19 protein-coding genes are annotated in these 18,453 nt (G+C 56.5%); 10 read left to right on the forward strand and 9 right to left on the reverse strand.

Going from position 1 to position 18,453, the window contains the following annotated elements:
• Positions 1–81: 81 nt before the first annotated feature.
• Positions 82–2,259, forward strand: a complete 2,178-nt coding sequence (locus G9X48_RS06810) for a TonB-dependent siderophore receptor (RefSeq protein WP_105536265.1) — start codon at positions 82–84, stop codon at positions 2,257–2,259.
• 71 nt (positions 2,260–2,330) lie between these two features.
• Here the strand turns inward: G9X48_RS06810 and G9X48_RS06815 are convergent, their stop codons facing one another.
• Positions 2,331–2,585, reverse strand: coding sequence for a GlsB/YeaQ/YmgE family stress response membrane protein (locus G9X48_RS06815; RefSeq protein WP_004386309.1), 255 nt, complete (start codon positions 2,583–2,585; stop codon positions 2,331–2,333).
• A 217-nt stretch (positions 2,586–2,802) separates the two neighbouring features.
• On the opposite strand from G9X48_RS06815, the gene G9X48_RS06820 reads away from it, so the two are divergent.
• A complete protein-coding gene (locus G9X48_RS06820; RefSeq protein WP_004386308.1) occupies positions 2,803–3,534 on the forward strand; it encodes a flagellar brake protein in 732 nt (243 codons plus the stop codon).
• Here the strand turns inward: G9X48_RS06820 and emtA are convergent, their stop codons facing one another.
• Positions 3,535–4,146, reverse strand: a complete 612-nt coding sequence (gene emtA / locus G9X48_RS06825) for a membrane-bound lytic murein transglycosylase EmtA (protein ID WP_097641337.1) — start codon at positions 4,144–4,146, stop codon at positions 3,535–3,537. It lies immediately after the preceding gene.
• 129 nt (positions 4,147–4,275) lie between these two features.
• Between emtA and ldcA the strand changes: the two genes are divergently transcribed.
• On the forward strand, positions 4,276–5,223 hold the full coding sequence (ldcA, locus tag G9X48_RS06830; RefSeq protein WP_097641336.1) for a muramoyltetrapeptide carboxypeptidase: 948 nt from the start codon (positions 4,276–4,278) through the stop codon (positions 5,221–5,223).
• 307 nt (positions 5,224–5,530) lie between these two features.
• On the opposite strand, the gene G9X48_RS06835 is transcribed toward ldcA, so the two are convergent.
• Positions 5,531–5,824: a DUF1330 domain-containing protein gene (locus G9X48_RS06835; RefSeq protein ID WP_007794217.1), complete on the reverse strand. Its 294-nt coding sequence runs from the start codon at positions 5,822–5,824 to the stop codon at positions 5,531–5,533.
• Between the two features lie 548 nt (positions 5,825–6,372).
• Between G9X48_RS06835 and G9X48_RS06840 the strand changes: the two genes are divergently transcribed.
• Positions 6,373–8,103 (forward strand): potassium/proton antiporter, encoded by a 1,731-nt coding sequence (locus G9X48_RS06840; RefSeq protein ID WP_004384991.1) that lies wholly within the window; start codon positions 6,373–6,375, stop codon positions 8,101–8,103.
• Positions 8,104–8,175: 72 nt separating this feature from the next.
• Here G9X48_RS06840 and dadX read toward each other — a convergent pair whose 3' ends face one another.
• Both dadX and G9X48_RS06850 read right to left on the reverse strand, forming a co-directional pair.
• Positions 8,176–9,246 (reverse strand): catabolic alanine racemase DadX, encoded by a 1,071-nt coding sequence (gene dadX / locus G9X48_RS06845; RefSeq protein ID WP_097641335.1) that lies wholly within the window; start codon positions 9,244–9,246, stop codon positions 8,176–8,178.
• 12 nt (positions 9,247–9,258) lie between these two features.
• Positions 9,259–10,557 carry a D-amino acid dehydrogenase gene (locus G9X48_RS06850; protein WP_032992900.1) on the reverse strand — a complete coding sequence of 433 codons (1,299 nt, stop codon included), beginning with the start codon at positions 10,555–10,557 and terminating at the stop codon, positions 9,259–9,261.
• Between the two features lie 323 nt (positions 10,558–10,880).
• Between G9X48_RS06850 and G9X48_RS06855 the strand changes: the two genes are divergently transcribed.
• Positions 10,881–12,416 (forward strand): SpoVR family protein, encoded by a 1,536-nt coding sequence (locus tag G9X48_RS06855; RefSeq protein ID WP_004384988.1) that lies wholly within the window; start codon positions 10,881–10,883, stop codon positions 12,414–12,416.
• 60 nt (positions 12,417–12,476) lie between these two features.
• Here the strand turns inward: G9X48_RS06855 and fadR are convergent, their stop codons facing one another.
• The gene (gene fadR, locus G9X48_RS06860) at positions 12,477–13,196 is read right to left on the reverse strand and encodes a fatty acid metabolism transcriptional regulator FadR (protein WP_012124511.1); all 720 of its coding nucleotides are present in this window, start codon (positions 13,194–13,196) and stop codon (positions 12,477–12,479) included.
• Between the two features lie 211 nt (positions 13,197–13,407).
• On the opposite strand from fadR, the gene nhaB reads away from it, so the two are divergent.
• From nhaB to yncL, 5 genes are all read left to right on the forward strand, one after another.
• Positions 13,408–14,970: a sodium/proton antiporter NhaB gene (nhaB, locus tag G9X48_RS06865; protein ID WP_012124510.1), complete on the forward strand. Its 1,563-nt coding sequence runs from the start codon at positions 13,408–13,410 to the stop codon at positions 14,968–14,970.
• Between the two features lie 136 nt (positions 14,971–15,106).
• Complete coding sequence (dsbB, locus tag G9X48_RS06870) at positions 15,107–15,640, forward strand: disulfide bond formation protein DsbB (protein WP_063264468.1); 534 nt, start codon at positions 15,107–15,109, stop codon at positions 15,638–15,640.
• A 151-nt stretch (positions 15,641–15,791) separates the two neighbouring features.
• A complete protein-coding gene (locus tag G9X48_RS21430; RefSeq protein ID WP_085959387.1) occupies positions 15,792–15,881 on the forward strand; it encodes a hypothetical protein in 90 nt (29 codons plus the stop codon).
• Between the two features lie 224 nt (positions 15,882–16,105).
• Positions 16,106–16,336 carry a hypothetical protein gene (locus tag G9X48_RS06875; RefSeq protein WP_097641347.1) on the forward strand — a complete coding sequence of 77 codons (231 nt, stop codon included), beginning with the start codon at positions 16,106–16,108 and terminating at the stop codon, positions 16,334–16,336.
• Between the two features lie 164 nt (positions 16,337–16,500).
• On the forward strand, positions 16,501–16,593 hold the full coding sequence (yncL, locus tag G9X48_RS06880) for a stress response membrane protein YncL (protein ID WP_071601485.1): 93 nt from the start codon (positions 16,501–16,503) through the stop codon (positions 16,591–16,593).
• Positions 16,594–16,779: 186 nt separating this feature from the next.
• Here the strand turns inward: yncL and G9X48_RS06885 are convergent, their stop codons facing one another.
• The 3 genes from G9X48_RS06885 to G9X48_RS06895 all read right to left on the reverse strand — a co-directional run bounded on the left by G9X48_RS06885 (position 16,780) and on the right by G9X48_RS06895 (position 18,366).
• Positions 16,780–17,226 carry a YcgN family cysteine cluster protein gene (locus tag G9X48_RS06885; protein ID WP_007868487.1) on the reverse strand — a complete coding sequence of 149 codons (447 nt, stop codon included), beginning with the start codon at positions 17,224–17,226 and terminating at the stop codon, positions 16,780–16,782.
• Positions 17,227–17,314: 88 nt separating this feature from the next.
• On the reverse strand, positions 17,315–17,974 hold the full coding sequence (locus G9X48_RS06890; protein ID WP_007888075.1) for a fumarylacetoacetate hydrolase family protein: 660 nt from the start codon (positions 17,972–17,974) through the stop codon (positions 17,315–17,317).
• Positions 17,975–18,090: 116 nt separating this feature from the next.
• Positions 18,091–18,366: a YcgL domain-containing protein gene (locus tag G9X48_RS06895; protein ID WP_004384981.1), complete on the reverse strand. Its 276-nt coding sequence runs from the start codon at positions 18,364–18,366 to the stop codon at positions 18,091–18,093.
• Between the last annotated feature and the right edge of the window lie 87 nt (positions 18,367–18,453).

Genomic DNA, 18,453 nt, shown 5'->3' on the forward strand with positions numbered 1-18,453 from the left:
ACGATAATAATTCGCATTCTTTATTAGATATCGTTACGTCCCTGTCACGCAGGGAGCAGATGGCAACCAGAGAAGACAACAATGACAATCGCTTTAACCCTGAAACGCTCCGCCGTGCTGTGCGCGCTGGCGCTGGCGGCACCGCACCTCTCGCTCGCCGAAGAGACCATCACCGTTAGCGCTGCCCCCGCGCAAACGGCCGCCTCGCCTACCGAAGGCTACACGGTGAAAACCAGCACAGGTGCGACCAAAACCGATCAGCCGCTTATCACCACCGCGCAGTCGGTTTCCGTCGTCACGCGTCAGCAGATGGAGGATCAGGGGGCGCTGTCGGTTAACAGCGCGCTGAATTACACCGCAGGCGCATTTACCGGGTTCTCCGGCGGGGCAACCCGTTACGACACCATTTCATTGCGCGGCTTCCACGGCGGCGACGTCAATAACACGTTTTTAGACGGTCTGCGTCTGATGAGCGACGGCGGCAGCTATAACGTTTTACAGGTCGACCCGTGGTTCCTTGAACGTATCGATGTGATTAAAGGCCCCTCTTCCGCGCTTTACGGCCAGACCATTCCCGGCGGCGTGGTGATGGAAAGCTCGAAGCGCCCGCTCTTCAGCCCGGAAGGCCATCTGCGCGCCTCGGTCGGCAATCACAACACCCGCAACACCGCGTTTGATTACACCGACGCCATTAACGACGAGTGGGCTTACCGCATTACCGGCCTGACGAAATACACCGACACGCAGTATGAAAAAACGCGTGACGAACGCTACGCGATTTCTCCGCAGTTGCTGTGGCAGCCGGGCGAATCCACGTCGCTGCTGCTGCGCGCGTATCTTGAAAAAGATCCGTCCGGTGGTTATCACGGCTCGGTACCGGCAAGCGGCAGCCTCGATGCCACCTCGCACGGCAAGCTCGACACGAGCTTCTCGGACGTGGAGCCGGGCAACGACGAATTCAAACGCTACCAGCAGCTCTACAGCTACGCGTTTTCGCATGACTTCAATGACACTTGGTCGTTCCGCTCGAACGGCAGCTACACGCACTCGAATCTGGATCTCAAGCAGGCTTACCAGATTGGCTGGGCCGATGCATCGAAGAACGAGCTGACCCGCTACTACAGTGGCGAACACTCTTCGCTGAACGCCTGGGCTATGGACAATCAGTTAGAGGCGCGCTTTAACACGGGCGACCTCGCGCATACCGTAGTGTTAGGCGGCGAATACCATAAATTCACCAACAATCTTTCCGACGACGCGGGCTACACCACCAATCTCAACCCGTGGACCGGCGTCTCCGGCGGCGCGGGCGGCTTCTGGTATTACGACCCGCTCGACCCGACCTACGCCACCCGTCTGCAGGGTCTGCAACGCAAGGACATGAAGCGCGTCTATGAGCAAACCGGCGTTTATCTGCAGGATGAGATGGTCTGGAACCGCTGGCATATGGATCTTTCCGGGCGTTTCGACCACCTGGAAACCAAAAACCGCGTGATCACGCCGTCGGCGGGCACCGATACCACCGATCACCGCAAGGATGATCATTTCAGCGGTCGCGCCTCGCTGCTTTACGCGTTTGAAAACGGCCTGTCGCCGTACCTGAGTTACAGCACGGCGGTGACGCCGCAGGTGCTGACCGACGCCCGCGGCAAGCTGCTCAAGCCCACCACCAGCGAGCAGTATGAAGGCGGCCTGAAATATCAGCCGCCGGGTACGTCCGATCTCTACAGCATCGCCGTTTACGATCTGATGCAGAAAGATGTCGGTAACCGCGTCGTGGTCGGCAGCTATTTCGAACCGGCAGGCAAAGTGCATTCGCAGGGCGTAGAGCTGGAAGCGCACACGCAGCTGACGTCGCGTTTCTCGGCTATCGCCAACTACACCTGGAACCATGTGCGCTTTGAAGACGCCATTGACGGCAACAACAAGAACACGCCATACGTAACGCCGGATCAGATGGCGAACCTGTGGGGCCATTATCAGTTTGATTACGGCTTAAGCGCGGGCGCGGGCGTGCGCTACATCGGCAAACAGTGGGCGGATAACGAAAACACGCGCCGCGTGCCTTCCGTCACGCTGGTGGATGCGATGGTGAAAGCCGATCTGGGCGCGTGGAACAGCGCGCTGAAAGGGGCGTTTGTTCAGGTTAATGCGAATAACCTGACCGGACGTGACTACGTGGCGGGCTGCTACGGCACCGGCTACTGTTACTGGGGCGCGGAGCGCAGCGTGACCGCAACGGTCGGCTACGATTTCTGATCCTGACGAAAAAAAACGGCCCCGAGGGGCCGTTTTTACTGACCATTCAGACGCTCCTTACGGACCGTTTTTTAATCCCTGCGCAGCATACGGAAGATCAGCAGCACCACAATGGCACCGACGACCGCCACCAGGAAGCTCGGCAGGTTAAAGCCCGTCACGCTACCGCCCACGCCAAAGAATGTCGCCAGCCAGCCGCCGACCACCGCACCCACGATCCCGAGCACACAGGTCAGAATAAAGCCGCCGCCGTCACGGCCCGGCATAATCAGTTTGGCAATAATACCCGCGATAAGGCCAAATACGATCCAGGACAAAATACCCATAGTCTCCACCCTCTTGGTTAAGTCTCATTGAATGGTTCGCCACAAGGCGCGACAAACCGAAGTGGTTCAAGTATAGGTAATAAAAAAAGATTCTTCCGGTAAGCTCGGATTATCCTTATACAGAAAATGATTTATTTTAGGATAAATCTTAAGTTTCTGGCGGACGGGCCGATAACCGTTCACATCTCTCTGTCAGTCATTTGAGGAATCACGCGACGTGAGCAATTACAGTGAGCAGTTTCTGAAGCAAAATCCGCTGGCCGTACTGGGGATTTTACGCGACTTGCAAAAAAGCCAGGCGCCGATCCGCCTCTCCTGGGGCGGCTGGCAGTTTATCAGCCGTATTCTTGACGCCTCGCCGGAACAACTGGTGCTGGATTTCGGCAGTCAGGCGAGCGAAAACCAGGCCGTGCAAAAAGCGAAAAATATCCAGTTCAGCGCTGAAGCCCAGGGCGCAAAGGTGGAATTTAACCTGCCTGCGCTGAACGTCGGGGAGTTTCAGAACCTGCCTGCCTTTGTCGCCCCGCTGCCGGAAGCCGTGTGGTTTGTGCAGCGCCGCGAGCATTTTCGCATTACCGCGCCGGTGCAGCCGCAGTTCTACAGCCTGGCGCGTATGCCAGATGGCAAGCTGTTTCGCGGTCGCCTGCAGGATTTGTCGCTTGGCGGCATGGGTACGCTGCTGGAAGGCGCGATGCCGGAAGGGCTGGAAGCAGGAATGCAGTTCTCGCCGCTGGAGCTTGACCTGCTGGAGTGGGGAAAATTTCGTGTCGACGCGCAGCTTTTAACCATCAGCGAGCGCAAAGTCGTGGACAGTAAAAACGAGACTATCGCCACGCCGCGCCTGAGCTTTCGCTTTATGAACGTAAGCCCTGGCACCGAGCGCGAACTCCAGCGCATTATCTTCGCGCTGGAGCGTATCGCCCGGGAAAAAGCCAGCCGGGTGCGCTAATCACATGGCGTTCATCGCCTGCTGCACTTTCCAGATATAACGCGGGGCCTGCGGTGCCGGATGATTTTTCGCGACATGTTCGACAAACTCATCCGGACTGAGATCGTTTATCTTTTCAATCGCCGCTTTGCGGTCTGAAGAGAACGTGCGCAGCAGCGCGCCCGCGCCATTCACATAAGAGACCACCAGCGCGTACTGCATCGTTTCCGGCGCTTCAATGCCCTTCAGGACGCCATGCTCAAGAATGCTTAAATACGCCGTGCCAATCGAAATATTGCGCTCCGGTTTTTTCAGCTCGCTGGACGACGGCTGGCCGCTCCAGCCCATATAGCGGTAGACTTCGCGCCCGGCGGTGGACGCTTTAATCTGCATCAGCCCGACCGCGTTGGATTTACTGACGAGCGTCGGATTACCGCCCGATTCCACTGCGATAATCGCCGTGACCAGACGCGGGCTGACGCCCCAGGCATTGCCGGCTTTTTCGGTAATCGGCATCCACTGCATTGCGCGTTTCACCGGCACCTCAGGGTTCCAGGGCGGGTTTTTATAATCCGGCGTGGAAGAACACCCGGCGAGGAACACCACTAACCACATCAACCATCTTAATTTCACGCAACTTTCCTTTCCATATCAGTGCCAAACGACGCATCACCCCGGATGGCCGCGCGGGCATCCGGATGACAACCGCTAAGGTTAGCGGCATGATAGCGGTTTCGCCTGGTATGTCAGCAAGGATTTGTCATGGTCTCTGTTCATCTCATCGCCCCGTCGGGCTACTGCATTAATCAGGACGCTGCCTGGCGCGGCGTACGCCGTCTCGTAGAGACCGGAATAACCGTAAAAAATCAGCATGTTATCACGCGGCGGATGCAGCGTTTCGCCGGGCGCGACGATGAGCGTCTCGGCGATTTACAGGCGTTAAGCGCATTGTCTGAAAATGGCGCGATCGTGATGCCGGTACGCGGCGGCTACGGGATGACGCGCCTGCTAGAGCGCTTTGATCCGAAGCCCTTGATTGCCCGCCAGCGGGAGAACCCGCTGCTAATTTGCGGCCACAGCGATTTCACGGCGCTGCAGATGCTGCTGCTGGCGCGTGGCAACACGATAACGTTCAGCGGCCCGATGCTGGCCGGGAATTTCGGCGCGCCGGAGATGAACGATTTTACCTGGCGATACTTCTGGCAGGCGCTGACCGAACCGCAATTCACGCTTGCGTGGCGCAGCGACGGCGCGCCCTGCGAAACCGCAGGCACCGTCTGGGGCGGGAACCTGGCCATGCTGGCGTCCATCACCGGCACGCCGTGGATGCCGGTCATCGACGGCGGCATTCTGGTGGTCGAAGACATCAACGAACACCCGTTCCGCGTTGAGCGTATGCTGCTGCAACTGCATGCGGCCGGGATTCTGGCTCGTCAGAAGGCGCTTATCCTCGGGAGCTTCACCGCCGCCGCCGTGAACGATTACGACGACGGCTATAACCTTGAAAGCGTCGCCGCCCTGCTGCGCGAGCGGCTCGGGATCCCGGTGCTGACCGGCCTTGCCTTCGGCCATGAGCAGGAGACCGTTACGCTACCGCTCGGCGCGCACGGCGAACTGCGCCATGACGGCGAACGTGCGCAGCTTCGCCTGAGCGGTCATCCGGTGCTGCCTGCTGCGGCAGCGACGGGGTTTAAGCAAGGAAGTGAGTGAAAGATGTGTCTGAGCAGCGTGGCTGCTTAGTCACAGAGGACTTTATTCAGAATACGTACGGTCGGAAATTATATTCTTTTAAATACCGCTTTCTGGCGTGGCTTAATCATACAACCATTTACCTGCTTACGCTGATGCTGCAAACATTCAGCCAGAGATAATTTGATTATGCTGATCAACGTTATTTGATCAAGGCCAGAATATGAGTATCTGTTTCATAAGAATGGTGTGTTGAGACATCAATCTACCATCGTAAATTATTCGCAACGTCCGCTCCCTCACGAGCGGACGTTCCGGCTTTAACGCATCACACTTCCGGCCCTTCCACTAACACCAGCGTGCCGGTCGCGGCTTTTAAACGCATGGCTTTGGCGGCCTGATACGCCGGGCTTTCATAAAAGCGCTTCGCGTCGTCGAACGAATCAAATTCCAGAACGAGGTGCTTTCCGTGGGCCTCGCCTTCAAGATTTTCATACTGCCCTGACCATGCCACGATTTTCGGATTAAAAGGCTGCATGGCCTGTGCGGCGGCCTCAGCATATTCCGCGTAAGCAGCCGGATCGGTGATGGTCACGTGAGCCACCAGATAGCCTTTCTTCATTTTCTCTTCCTTTAATAACAGTGGGATTTATGCTCGCGCTGGCGAGAGACTGAACGGGCGCGAGACGGGTAAATTATTTTCTGTATCAATGCAAGCAGGTGTCCGGCGCGCGGCAGCGTCATGCGGTTACGCGATTTGAGGCAGTCTATTAGGTACAGAGAGGGTTATAAATACGCAAAAACAGAACACACTGTTACCTGAAAGAGGAATAATCGACACAGGAATATCGCAGCGCGTCAGCTGCTTCACGGGCTGGGCGCAGATCCTGCAACCGTCCTTTGCCTGATACGAGCATTAGCGACAGCGAGACACGCATTTGGCTGCCAGTGAGACGTAAGATAAATCCCGAACCGCCTGCGAAACAGCGCCCTGAGGGCAAAGATGTTGCGAATGGGTAACCGGCTGGCCCTTGTGATCTGCTACCCTGATTGACAGTTACGCTACGCAAACATCGGGAAAATGTCATTCACCATGCTAATTAAACCGATTGATTCATAATTAGTATGTTAAGTTTTTAGAAAACCCATCAGCAGAGGAGATCGCGCACGTTGGACGCCGGGACGATAATTAGTCTTTTTATTCTGGGTTCGGTACTGGTCACCTGCAGTATCCTGTTAAGTTCATTCTCGTCACGTCTTGGTATCCCCATCCTGGTGATTTTCCTGGCTATCGGCATGCTTGCGGGCGTGGATGGCGTGGGCGGAATTCCGTTTGACAACTACCCTTTCGCGTATCTGATAAGTAACCTGGCGCTGGCCGTCATCCTGCTGGATGGCGGGATGCGCACTCAGGCCAGCTCCTTTAAAGTCGCCCTCGGCCCTGCGCTGTCGCTCGCGACGGTCGGGGTGCTGATTACCTCCGGGCTGACCGGCATGGCCGCCGCGTGGCTGTTCCATCTCGACATCATGGAAGGGTTACTGATTGGCGCGATAGTCGGCTCCACCGACGCCGCAGCGGTTTTCTCGCTGCTCGGCGGCAAAGGCCTGAACGAGCGTGTCAGCTCAACGCTTGAGATTGAGTCCGGCAGTAACGATCCGATGGCGGTGTTTCTCACCATCACGCTGATTTCGATGATACAGGAGCATCAGACCGCGCTGAGCTGGCTGTTCCTGGTGCATATCATTCAGCAGTTCGGGCTCGGGATACTTATTGGACTTGGCGGCGGCTGGCTGCTTTTAAAAACCATTAACCGTATTCCGCTGCCCTCAGGGCTCTACCCGCTACTGGCGTTAAGCGGCGGCATCATGGTGTTCTCCGTAACCACGGCGCTGGATGGCAGCGGCATTCTGGCGGTCTATCTGTGCGGTTTTGTGCTGGGTAATAAGCCGATTCGCAACCGCTACGGCATTCAGCAAACGTTCGACGGCCTCGCCTGGCTTGCGCAGATTGGCATGTTCCTGGTGCTCGGCCTGCTGGTGACACCGTCACATCTGCTGCCCATCGCCATTCCGGCGCTGCTGCTGTCGCTGTGGATGATTTTCGTCGCCCGCCCGCTCTCCATTTTTACCGGCCTGCTGCCGTTTCGCGGGTTTACGCTGCGTGAGCGCGTGTTTATCAGCTGGGTGGGCCTGCGCGGCGCGGTGCCGATTATCCTTGCGGTCTTCCCGATGATGGCCGGGCTGCCGCGCGCGAATCTGTTTTTCGATGTGGCATTTTTCGTGGTGCTGGTGTCGCTGCTCTTCCAGGGAACGACGCTCGGCTGGGCCGCGAAAAAGGCCAAAGTGGTGGTGCCGGAAGTGGGCCGTCCGCAGTCGCGCGTGGGGCTGGATATTCACCCGGAAAACCCGTGGGAGCAGTTTGTTTACCAGCTGAGCGCTGATAAATGGTGCGTCGGCGCGGCGCTGCGCGACCTGCATATGCCAAAAGAGACGCGCATCGCGGCGCTGTTTCGTGAAAACCAGCTGATGCACCCGACCGGCAGCACCCGGCTGCGTGAAGGCGACGTGCTGTGCGTGATTGGCCGCGAGCGCGACCTGCCTGCGCTCGGCAAGCTGTTCAGCCAGTCGCCGCCGGTGGCACTCGACCAGCGCTTCTTCGGTGATTTTATCCTCGAAGCCGACGCGAAATTCTCCGACGTGGCGTTTATCTACGGGCTGGATGACCAGTCGGCGGTGGATCAAAACCGCACCATCGGTGAAGTGGTGCTGGCGCTGATTGGCGCCGCGCCTGTCGTGGGCGACCAGGTGGATTTTGCAGGCATGACGTGGACGGTGGCGGAGAAAGAGAATAACCAGATCCGCCGCATCGGTCTGAAAGTCGCCGAGGACAGCGACGAGTAAGACGTTATAGCGTGGTAGAAAAGAAAAAGGGAAACCCGCGGGTTTCCCTTTTTTATCGCCGGTATGACGCGTTTAGCGCGTGCTGACCGGCACGCGCGGCGCCAGCGCGCACATCAGCTCATAGCCGATAGTGCCGCAGGCCGCGGCGATATCGTCAATTTTAATCTCGTTGCCCCACAGCTCCACCGGGCTGCCGATGCCTGCCTGCGGGCAAGGCGTGAGATCGACTGCCAGCATATCCATCGAGACAGTGCCGACAATGCCGGTACGCACGCCATCCACCAGCACTGGCGTGCCGTCCGGCGCATGACGCGGATACCCGTCAGCGTAACCGCCCGCTACAATGCCGATACGCTGTTCGCCAGCGGCGCGGTAACGGCTGCCGTAACCCACGGTATCGCCCGGCTTTAGCGTCTGCACGCCGATAATCTCGCTTTTCAGCGTCATCACCGGCTGCAGGCCGCTGGTGGCGATATCGCGCCACTGCCCGCTCGGCGACGCGCCGTAAAGCACAATGCCAGGACGAACCCAGTCAAAGTGCGCCTGCGGGTGCCAGAGCGCGGCGGCGGAGTTCGCGAGCGAGCGCGGCGCGTCGATGCCTTCCGCCGCCTGCTCAATGCGCACCATCGCCGCATCGATACCATCCGGGCGGTCGGCATCGGCGAAGTGCGCCATCAGCGTTATCTGCCCCACGTTGGCAATGGTTTTCAGCTGCTGCCAGATGGTGTGCACCCGCTCCGGTACAAAACCGAGACGGTTCATGCCGCTGTTGATTTTGAGATAGACATCCAGCGGCGCGTTCAGCTTCGCCTCCGCCAGCGCCTTTAACTGCCAGTTGCTGTGCACGCTGGTGGTGAGCCGGTATTTATCAAACAGCGGCAGCTCATCGGCGTGGAAAAAACCTTCCAGCATCAGGATCGGGCCTTTCCAGCCGCGCTCGCGCAGCAGAATGGCCTCTTCCAGATTGAGCATGGCAAAACCGTCGGTGGCACCGAGCGCCGACCAGACGCGATCAAGCCCGTGGCCGTAGGCGTTCGCCTTGACCACTGACCAGACGCGCGACCGGGGTGCCGCGCGGCGCACTACCTCCAGGTTGTGACGCAGAGCCTGCAAATCCAGGCTCGCCTGTATCGGACGAGACATGCGGGTTCCTTATCAGGGGTGCGCGCCGTGCAGGCGGTGAGAGGACGACGGCGTAAAGCCTGGTGCGTAACGGGCGACCGACAGATCCTCAAACGGAATCGCGGGCGTGCGGCCGGAGATAATATCGCTCAGAAGCTGGCCGGAGCCGCAGGCCATCGTCCAGCCGAGCGTACCGTGGCCGGTATTGAGCCACAGGTTTTTAAATTCGGTGCGCCCGACCACCGGCGTGCCGTCCGGCGTCATCGGGCGCAGGCCGGTCCAGAATTTCGCCTGTTCGATATGGCCGCCGCGCGGGTAGAGATCGCGCACGACCATTTCCAGCGTCTCCTGACGCGGTTTCAAAAGCTCGGTATTAAAGCCGACAATTTCGGCCATACCGCCAACGCGGATGCGGTTATCAAAGCGCGTAATGGCGATTTTATAGGTTTCATCGAGCACGGTAGAGACCGGCGCGCCGGTTTCGTCGGCAATCGGGATAGTGAGCGAGTAGCCCTTAAGCGGATAGACCGGGATATCCACGATGCCTTTGAGCATAGCGGTGGAATAGGAGCCGAACGCCATCACATAACCATCCGCTTTGATGACTTCATCGCCGCACTTCACGCCGTAAATGCGCTGGCCTTCCGAGAGCAGTCTGTCTACCGGCGTGTTGTAGCGGAACACCACGCCCGCCGCTTCCGCCATCTGCGCGAGGCGCGTGGTGAAAAGCTGGCAGTCGCCGGTTTCGTCGTTCGGCAGCTGCAGCCCGCCGGTGAGTTTATGCGCTACTTCAGCCAGTGCCGGTTCAACCTGCGCAAGTTCAGCGGCTTTCAGCAGACGGAACGGCACGCCTTCGCTTTCCAGCACCGCGATATCGCGCGAGGCGTTTTCATACTGCTGCTCGGTGCGGAACAGTTGCAGCGTTCCGCCCTGACGGCCTTCATACTGAATGCCGGTGGATTCGCGCAGCGCTTTTAAGCAGTCGCGGCTGTACTCCGCGAGCCGCACCATCCGGCCTTTATTCTGCATGTAGTGGCGGGTGTCGCAGTTACGCAGCATCTGCCACATCCACTTGAGCTGAAAGTGCGTGCCGTCAAGGCTGATAGCCAGCGGCGCGTGACGCTGGAACATCCACTTGATGGCTTTCAGCGGCACGCCGGGCGCAGCCCAGGGCGCTGCATAACCGGGCGAGATCTGGCCGGCGTTGGCGGCGCTGGTTTCCAGCGCCGGGCCCGGCTCGCGATCGATCACCGTCACTTCGTGCCCCGCCTGGCGTAAATACCAGGCGCTGGCGACGCCGACTACTCCACTCCCCAGCACGACTACATGCATGTCCTCTTCCTTCTCAGGCTAAAGAATAATTAACTGATTACAAATTGATAACCCAGAAGAAAATATTATTCAACATATGGCTTTTTTATGGTGAACCGACTCACAACTTTCCCCGCCACAGCGGGGATAGCGCTTTCAGGATCTCCTGCTTCCCTTCCCATTCCGGCAAAATAAAATGCTGCCAGGCCTGTCATTTACCGACAGGTGGGCTCAGGAAATCGCGCAGAAAAAATTTTTGCCGTGGCGCTGATAAGTCGGGGGTGATCTATGCTTGAAATTAAGGCTCTCCCCGGATGAGAGCCGCTAACAATGAGGGCGCGCTGATGGCTACCGTAACTGATTCCCTGAAAAAGGATACCCAACGTCTGAGCGACGGACCGGACTGGACATTTGAGCTGCTGGATGTCTATCTCGCTGAAATCGATCGCGTGGCGAAACTCTACCGGCTGGACACATACCCGCATCAGATTGAGATAATCACTTCAGAACAGATGATGGATGCATACTCCAGCGTCGGGATGCCGATTAACTACCCGCACTGGTCGTTTGGGAAGAAATTCATCGAGACCGAGCGGCTCTATAAGCATGGTCAGCAAGGGCTGGCTTATGAAATCGTGATTAACTCCAATCCGTGTATCGCGTATCTGATGGAAGAGAACACCATTACCATGCAGGCGCTGGTGATGGCGCACGCCTGTTACGGCCACAACTCGTTTTTCAAAAATAATTATCTGTTCCGCAGCTGGACCGACGCCAGCTCGATTGTCGATTACCTGATTTTCGCCCGACATTACATTACCGAGTGCGAAGAGCGCTACGGCGTTGATGAAGTCGAGAAGCTGCTGGATTCGTGCCACGCGCTGATGAATTACGGCGTGGATCGTTATAAACGCCCGCAGAAGATCTCGCTCCAGGAAGAGAAAGCGCGCCAGAAAAGCCGCGAAGAGTATCTGCAAAGCCAGGTCAATATGCTGTGGCGCACGCTCCCAAGACGTGAAGAGGAGAAAGCCGTCGAGGCGCACCACCGCTTCCCGGCCGAGCCGCAGGAAAACCTGCTCTACTTTATGGAGAAGAATGCCCCGCTGCTGGAGCCGTGGCAGCGCGAGATCCTGCGCATCGTGCGGAAGGTGAGCCAGTATTTTTACCCGCAGAAACAGACGCAGGTGATGAACGAAGGCTGGGCGACGTTCTGGCACTACACCATCCTGAACCATCTCTATGATGAAGGAAAAGTGACCGAGCGCTTTATGCTGGAATTTTTACACAGCCACACCAACGTGGTATTCCAGCCGCCCTATAACAGCCAGTGGTACAGCGGTATTAACCCGTATGCGCTCGGCTTCGCTATGTTCCAGGACATCAAGCGTATCTGCCAGAACCCGACCGACGAAGACCGCCACTGGTTCCCGGATATCGCCGGCTCAGACTGGCTGGAAACCCTGCATTTCGCGATGCGCGACTTCAAAGACGAGAGCTTTATCAGCCAGTTCCTGTCGCCGAAAGTGATGCGCGATTTCCGCTTTTTTACGGTGCTGGATGACGATCGCAACAACTATCTGGAAATTGAGGCGATCCACAACGAAGAGGGCTATCGGTCGATTCGTAATGAGCTGTCGGCCCAGTACAATCTCAGTAACCTGGAGCCGAATATTCAGGTGTGGAACGTTAACCTGCGCGGCGACCGCGCGCTGACGCTGCGCTACATTCCCCAGCATCGCGCGCCGCTCGACAAAGGCCGCCGCGAAGTGCTGAAACATGTGCATCGTCTGTGGGGCTTCGACGTGCTGCTGGAGCAGCAGAACGAAGACGGCAGCGTGGAACTGCTGGAGCGCTGCCCGCCGCGCATCAATACGCTCTGACACCTGCGTCCAACAAAAAAGGCTTCCCGAAGGAAGCCTTTTTTATGTTTGCGCCATGCCTTAACGGCTGTGCATTGCCAGATCGCCCGGCAGGTTTTTCTGCATCCGGTGCCAGATCTCGCCACTTTCACGGCCATAGGTACGCACTACGTCGTAAACCTGATCGTGCAGCCCTTCGCGCGAGAGCGTGCCGAGCTTATGGTAAAAGCCCAGCGCCAGGCTGCGCGCTTCCGGGTTGGAGAAATAGTGGCGGCCAATGCGGGTGTAAAGCCCTTTCATGCCGTTGAGAATCAGCCCGTAGATAGGGTTGCCGGAGGCGAACGCCAGACCGCGGAAAATGTTGTAATCGAGCTCCGCGAAAGCGTCTGCGTGATCTTCCACTTCATCCGCCGTCGCGAGCACTTCACGCGCGCGCTCCGGGTGCATACGCAACGCGGTACGAATAAAAATCGTCGCGATGTTGGTGCGCACGGAAAGCAGGTTGTCGATAAGTTGCGGGACGCTTTCGTGGTCGAGACGCGCCAGCGTTTCGAGAATATTGAGGCCTGAGGTTTCCCAGAAGTTGTTTACTTTCGTAGGCTTACCGTGCTGGATAGTCAGCCAGCCGTCGCGCGCCAGGCGCTGTAACACTTCGCGCAGGGTGGTGCGCGTCACGCCAATCAGTTCAGAGAGTTCGCGTTCAGCAGGCAGAATAGATCCCGGAGGGAAGCGGTTATTCCAGATGCTTTCAATAATGTACTCTTCCGCGAAACCCGCCGGGCTCTGCGCCTTAATCACCATAATGAGCTTTCCAATACACCTGAGATGCAAAATTCACTCATCATACCAGACGCGCCGGGGCGCAGATAGCATGACGAAATGTAAAAAAAGGGATCGTGGTTCGGTTTTTAACAATCCCCACCGGCCCGCCATACGCGCCTGCGGCTTGATTGCCGCACCACTGCCGGGTACCCTGACATGTTAACGAAAAATAACCGTAAAGGATCATGGCATGGAAATTTCATATGGCCGGGCGTTGTATCGTAACTTTTTAGGACAATCTCCGGACTGGTACAAGCTTTGTTTACTTGGCTTTTTGATTCTTAATCCTCTGGTTTTCTGGGTAAGCCCCTTCACCGCCGGCTGGCTGCTGGTGATTGAGTTTATCTTCACGCTGGCGATGGCGCTGAAGTGTTACCCTCTGCTGCCGGGCGGGTTGCTGGCCGTCGAGGCGCTGTTTATCGGGATGACCAGCGCCGAGCACGTGCGCGAAGAAGTGGCGAATAACCTCGCCGTGGTACTGCTGCTGATTTTCATGGTGGCGGGCATTTACTTTATGAAGCAGTTGCTGCTGCTGATTTTCACCCGCCTGCTGCTGGGCATTCGCTCCAAGACCCTGCTCTCACTGGCATTCTGCTTTGCGGCGGCGTTTCTTTCCGCGTTCCTCGACGCGCTGACGGTCGTTGCTGTGGTTATCAGCGTGGCGGTGGGCTTTTACGGTATCTACCATCGCGTCGCGTCGAATCGTGATGAGGGGCAAGAGTTGGTGGATGATGCCCAGCTGGACGACGAGCGCCGCGCCACGCTTGAGCGCTTTCGCGCGTTTCTGCGCAGCCTGATGATGCACGCGGGCGTTGGCACCGCGCTTGGCGGCGTGATGACGATGGTCGGCGAACCGCAAAACCTGATTATCGCGCACGCGGCGGGCTGGAGCTTCGGCGACTTCCTGCTGCGCGTCGCGCCCGTGAGCGTGCCGGTCTTTATCTGCGGCATCGTCACCTGCATTCTCGTGGAGAAAACCAAATCGTTCGGCTATGGCGAACCGCTGCCGGAGCCGGTGCGTAAGATCCTGCGCGAATACGATGACAAGAGCCGCCAGAAGCGTACCCGTCAGGACACCATGAAACTGATAATCCAGGGGCTTATCGGCGTGTGGCTGATTACGGCGCTGGCGCTGCATCTGGCGGAAGTGGGCCTGATTGGTCTTTCGGTCATTATTCTCGCCTCGTCGCTGTGCGGCGTCACCGACGAGCACGCTATCGGCAAAGCGTTTACCGAAGCGCTGCCCTTTACCGCCCTGCTGACAGTGTTCTTCGCCGTGGTGGCCGTTATCATCGACCAGCATCTCTTCGCGCCGATTATCGCCTATGTGCTCGAAGCCTCGCCGCATAACCAACTGTCGCTGTTCTATCTCTTCAACGGCCTGCTGTCGTCTATCTCCGATAACGTGTTTGTCGGCACGGTCTATATCAACGAAGCGAAAAGCGCGCTGCAACAGGGCGTTATCGACGCGAAACAGTTTGAGATGCTGGCGGTGGCGATCAATACCGGCACCAACCTCCCGTCCGTCGCCACGCCAAACGGCCAGGCGGCGTTTCTGTTCCTGCTGACCTCAGCCCTGGCGCCGCTAATCCGTCTCTCCTATGGCCGCATGGTCTGGATGGCGCTGCCGTATACAATCGTACTGACGCTGGTGGGACTCGCCTGTGTACAGTTCACGCTGGTGCCGTTCACCGACTGGCTACTGCAAAGCGGCTGGGTGAGTACGCCTGCCACGACGGCGCTGCTGCATTAATCGCAAATCGGGCTCTCGCAGCCCGATTTTCTTTTTATGGGCAGAGGTTTAATGCGTTATTTTTGATGTGGCTAGTGGCGTCAAACCCGTTTTCGTTTACACTGCCGGTTCAACGCAGATTGCAGAGATAATCATTATGTTGCGATATTTAAACCAGTGTTCGCGTGGCCGCGGCGCATGGCTTTTGCTGGCGCTTACCGCTTTCGCGCTGGAAATGGTGGCGCTGTGGTTCCAGCATGTCATGATGCTGAAGCCGTGCGTGTTGTGTATTTATGAACGTTGCGCGCTGTTTGGCGTAATGGGCGCAGGGCTGGTGGGAGCCATTGCACCGAAAACCCCGTTACGTTTTGTGGCGATGGGTATCTGGATTTACAGCGCCTGGAAAGGCCTGATGCTCGCCATTGAGCACACAAACATCCAGTTGCACCCTTCACCGTTTGTGACCTGCGATTTCGCAGCGCGTTTCCCGACCTGGCTGCCGCTCGATAAATGGCTCCCGCAGGTGTTTGTCGCCAGCGGCGACTGCGCCGAGCGCCAGTGGTCCTTCCTGACGCTTGAGATGCCGCAGTGGTTAATCGGCATTTTCGCCGCTTATCTGGTGGTTGCCCTGCTGGTGCTGCTGGCGCAGGCGTTCAAACCGAAAAAACGCGATCTTTTCGGCCGCTACTGAGTGCTTCTCAGTCGCGCTGCACCACGCCCACCGCGCTCCGGCCGGTGGGCGTTTTTATTGGCTTAACATACGCATTGCCTTTACCGCCTGGCTTGTTCTGCGTTCACCTGCCTATACTTAAGTGTGTGTTAATTAACGACAGGAGGACGTGATGAATAAGTATTTACTTAACGTCGAAAAAGACGATCCGAACGAAGCACCGGAATCTGGCGATAAAAGGCCGAGCCCGAATCAGAAGTAAGTATAAGGTCGCTGAGGCGGCCTTTTTTATCGTATTTTTTTACAATCGCTGGTTTATTAGACAATAAGGGCCTTTACTTAACTTTACGATTAAAAACAGAGCCTTAATTATCACTACAATAGATATAGACTATCAGTTCAATCACTATAAAAAGGTGAATTGTATCAAGGCAAGAGATGTGCTATTTGTGTGGTCAGATGATTTTGCTAAGCCTTCTCAGCCTTATGAACCCACTGATTTTTCGTGACGATATTTGCATTAAAGCCGTGCTCACGGCGTCCGGTACGCTGCGCGGCGTATCGATTATCCGACTTTCGGATAATGAAAATCTGATAACCATCATCGCGCAACCCTGCAGCCATCTTGAAGAACAGGTTGCTCGTTTTTTATCCCTCACTACTGATGAGCACGCTACGCTGCATCAGTTCCTTACGCAATTCTGCGAACCAGAATAAGCCGTCATTACGCTTTAATTAATGAAAATGCAATTATTCAGACTTGCTTAAGAAATATCTCAGACCGCACTAAGCGAAAAGTCTGATTTTTTAAAATTACAGATGCACCGGAATAAACAGTAGCTATACTCCCTGTGTCGTAAACAAGAAGCCCGGAGTATTGTATGGAGATTTCAAGCAGAACTGCGGTTTTACTTAACCTGTTCGCCTTTGCTGGTCTACTCCTTTCCTTATCCGTCAGGTTTGGCTGGATCTGAGCCGCCCTGCGTCTCGTCGCCGACAGCAAACCCTCTTGCCACGCGATGTTCTTCCCGCTATGACGGGTGAGAAAAACCGCAACGCTTACCTTCCGGATAAAAAAAAGCCGCTCTTCGTTAGCGGCTTTTTATATTTCTTTAATTAGCAGATGCACGGTTCATAGTCTTCGAAAAAAGAATATGCGTTTATTCTGCCCAGTCCGGTTTGTTTAAAATATGGTCTTGCCAGTCGCGCACTTCGGATTCTTTAACGGCAATATGACGCACCGAAATACGCTCGGCGTGCATCGCGGCTTTTGAGCCGGTGCGCAGCGGATGCCACAGCGGCAGGTTTTTTCCTTCGGCCAGCAGCCGATACGCGCAGGTCGGCGGTAGCCATTCGAAGGTTGGCAGGTTTTCACGCGTCAGCTTGATGCAGTCCGGCTCATACTCGAAGCGCCGTTCATAGTTACGGCACTGACAGGTTTTGATATTCAGCTGACGGCAGGCGACGTTGGTGAAATAGATTTCGTCGGTGTCTTCATCCATCAGCTTATGCAGGCAGCACTGACCACACCCATCGCAGAGCGATTCCCACTCGGCGTCGCTCATCTCATCCAGGGTTTTACGCTGCCAGAAAGGCGTTTCGGTCATAACGGTGTCCGCACATCAAAAATTAAGCTGCACCTTATAAACACTCTGACGCCAGGATGCAAGTTTTGCCGCCCTGTGGGCGGCATCTTTACAGAACGCGCGTCGAGAGCGAGTGGTTGTCGAAGGTGATGTCAAGCGCGTCGCCGCTGTTAAGCGGGCCGACGCCCTCCGGCGTGCCGGTCAGAATCACATCGCCTGCGCGCAGCGTGAAGAAACGGCTCATGTAGGCGATAAGCGGCACGATCTTATGGATCATATCGGCGGTATTGCCGCTCTGGCGCACCTCGCCGTTCACGCGCAGGCTGAGCGGCGTGTTTTGCGGATCGCCGGTAAACTCCCCTGCCGGGATAAACCCGGAGATTGGGCATGAATTATCAAACGCTTTCGCTTTCTCCCACGGCTGTCCGGCCTTTTTCATTTTGCCCTGGATATCGCGAAGCGTCAGATCGAGCGCGACGCCATAACCGGCGATCGCTTTGGCGACGTGCTCTTCGCTCGCCTGACGCAGCGTTGCGCCAATCAGCACCGCCAACTCCACTTCATGATGCACCGAGCCGAGCCCCTGCGGCAGCACAAGCGGCTGGCGCAGATCGCACAACGCAGTTTCCGGCTTAATAAAAAGCACTGGCTCTTCCGGCGTGGCGCTGCCCATTTCCTGAATATGCTTTGCGTAGTTACTGCCCACACAAACCACTTTGCTGACCGGATAATCAAGCAGCGCGCCCTGCCAGTGATGATGTTGGTACATAGCGTCCCTCTGTGTTCGATGATAAGACAGTACGTAACTATTTGCCCCGCCAGTGCGAAAAGTCAAACCGCGTGCATCGGCGCAAAAAAAGCGCCGTATAAAAACGGCGCGCAGGACTATTTTTTACCGATCGATTCGAGATGCTGTTTAAGCAAATTTTCCGGCGGCGGGGGGAGCTGTAAATAATAGCCCTGGTCTTTAAGCGCCTGTTTCACTTTTTCGAGATCGGCGTTGGCTAATTTTTTACGACCATCCAGCGGCAGCATCATGGTCATAATTGGCTGCCCGAAACCGGCCAGCAATTCTTCCGGCACTCGCGAAAAATCGTCTTTTTTTTCAACATAAAGATAAGTTTGTTCGCGACGCGCGCTTCGATAGATCACACAAAACATGTTTTTACTCTAATTTAGCCAGATGGTTACTTGCCTGAATATAAGGCTGACTATAACATGCCTGATGTGCTTCGGAATATCATCCCA

It is taken from the genome of Cronobacter sp. HA18006 (assembly GCF_011605445.1).
In the GTDB taxonomy this organism is placed as follows: domain Bacteria; phylum Pseudomonadota; class Gammaproteobacteria; order Enterobacterales; family Enterobacteriaceae; genus Cronobacter; species Cronobacter sakazakii.

What these genes read in the sequence shown, in the direction of transcription:
- G9X48_RS06810 (WP_105536265.1), top strand. Translation starts at nt 82, where the DNA reads ATGACAATCGCTTTAACCCTGAAACGCTCCGCCGTGCTGTGCGCGCTG.
- G9X48_RS06815 (WP_004386309.1), bottom strand. Translation starts at nt 2,585, where the DNA reads ATGGGTATTTTGTCCTGGATCGTATTTGGCCTTATCGCGGGTATTATT.
- ldcA (WP_097641336.1), top strand. Translation starts at nt 4,276, where the DNA reads ATGGTCTCTGTTCATCTCATCGCCCCGTCGGGCTACTGCATTAATCAG.
- G9X48_RS06835 (WP_007794217.1), bottom strand. Translation starts at nt 5,824, where the DNA reads ATGAAGAAAGGCTATCTGGTGGCTCACGTGACCATCACCGATCCGGCT.
- dadX (WP_097641335.1), bottom strand. Translation starts at nt 9,246, where the DNA reads ATGTCTCGTCCGATACAGGCGAGCCTGGATTTGCAGGCTCTGCGTCAC.
- G9X48_RS06850 (WP_032992900.1), bottom strand. Translation starts at nt 10,557, where the DNA reads ATGCATGTAGTCGTGCTGGGGAGTGGAGTAGTCGGCGTCGCCAGCGCC.
- G9X48_RS06855 (WP_004384988.1), top strand. Translation starts at nt 10,881, where the DNA reads ATGGCTACCGTAACTGATTCCCTGAAAAAGGATACCCAACGTCTGAGC.
- fadR (WP_012124511.1), bottom strand. Translation starts at nt 13,196, where the DNA reads ATGGTGATTAAGGCGCAGAGCCCGGCGGGTTTCGCGGAAGAGTACATT.
- nhaB (WP_012124510.1), top strand. Translation starts at nt 13,408, where the DNA reads ATGGAAATTTCATATGGCCGGGCGTTGTATCGTAACTTTTTAGGACAA.
- dsbB (WP_063264468.1), top strand. Translation starts at nt 15,107, where the DNA reads ATGTTGCGATATTTAAACCAGTGTTCGCGTGGCCGCGGCGCATGGCTT.
- G9X48_RS21430 (WP_085959387.1), top strand. Translation starts at nt 15,792, where the DNA reads ATGAATAAGTATTTACTTAACGTCGAAAAAGACGATCCGAACGAAGCA.
- G9X48_RS06875 (WP_097641347.1), top strand. Translation starts at nt 16,106, where the DNA reads ATGAACCCACTGATTTTTCGTGACGATATTTGCATTAAAGCCGTGCTC.
- yncL (WP_071601485.1), top strand. Translation starts at nt 16,501, where the DNA reads ATGGAGATTTCAAGCAGAACTGCGGTTTTACTTAACCTGTTCGCCTTT.
- G9X48_RS06885 (WP_007868487.1), bottom strand. Translation starts at nt 17,226, where the DNA reads ATGACCGAAACGCCTTTCTGGCAGCGTAAAACCCTGGATGAGATGAGC.
- G9X48_RS06890 (WP_007888075.1), bottom strand. Translation starts at nt 17,974, where the DNA reads ATGTACCAACATCATCACTGGCAGGGCGCGCTGCTTGATTATCCGGTC.
- G9X48_RS06895 (WP_004384981.1), bottom strand. Translation starts at nt 18,366, where the DNA reads ATGTTTTGTGTGATCTATCGAAGCGCGCGTCGCGAACAAACTTATCTT.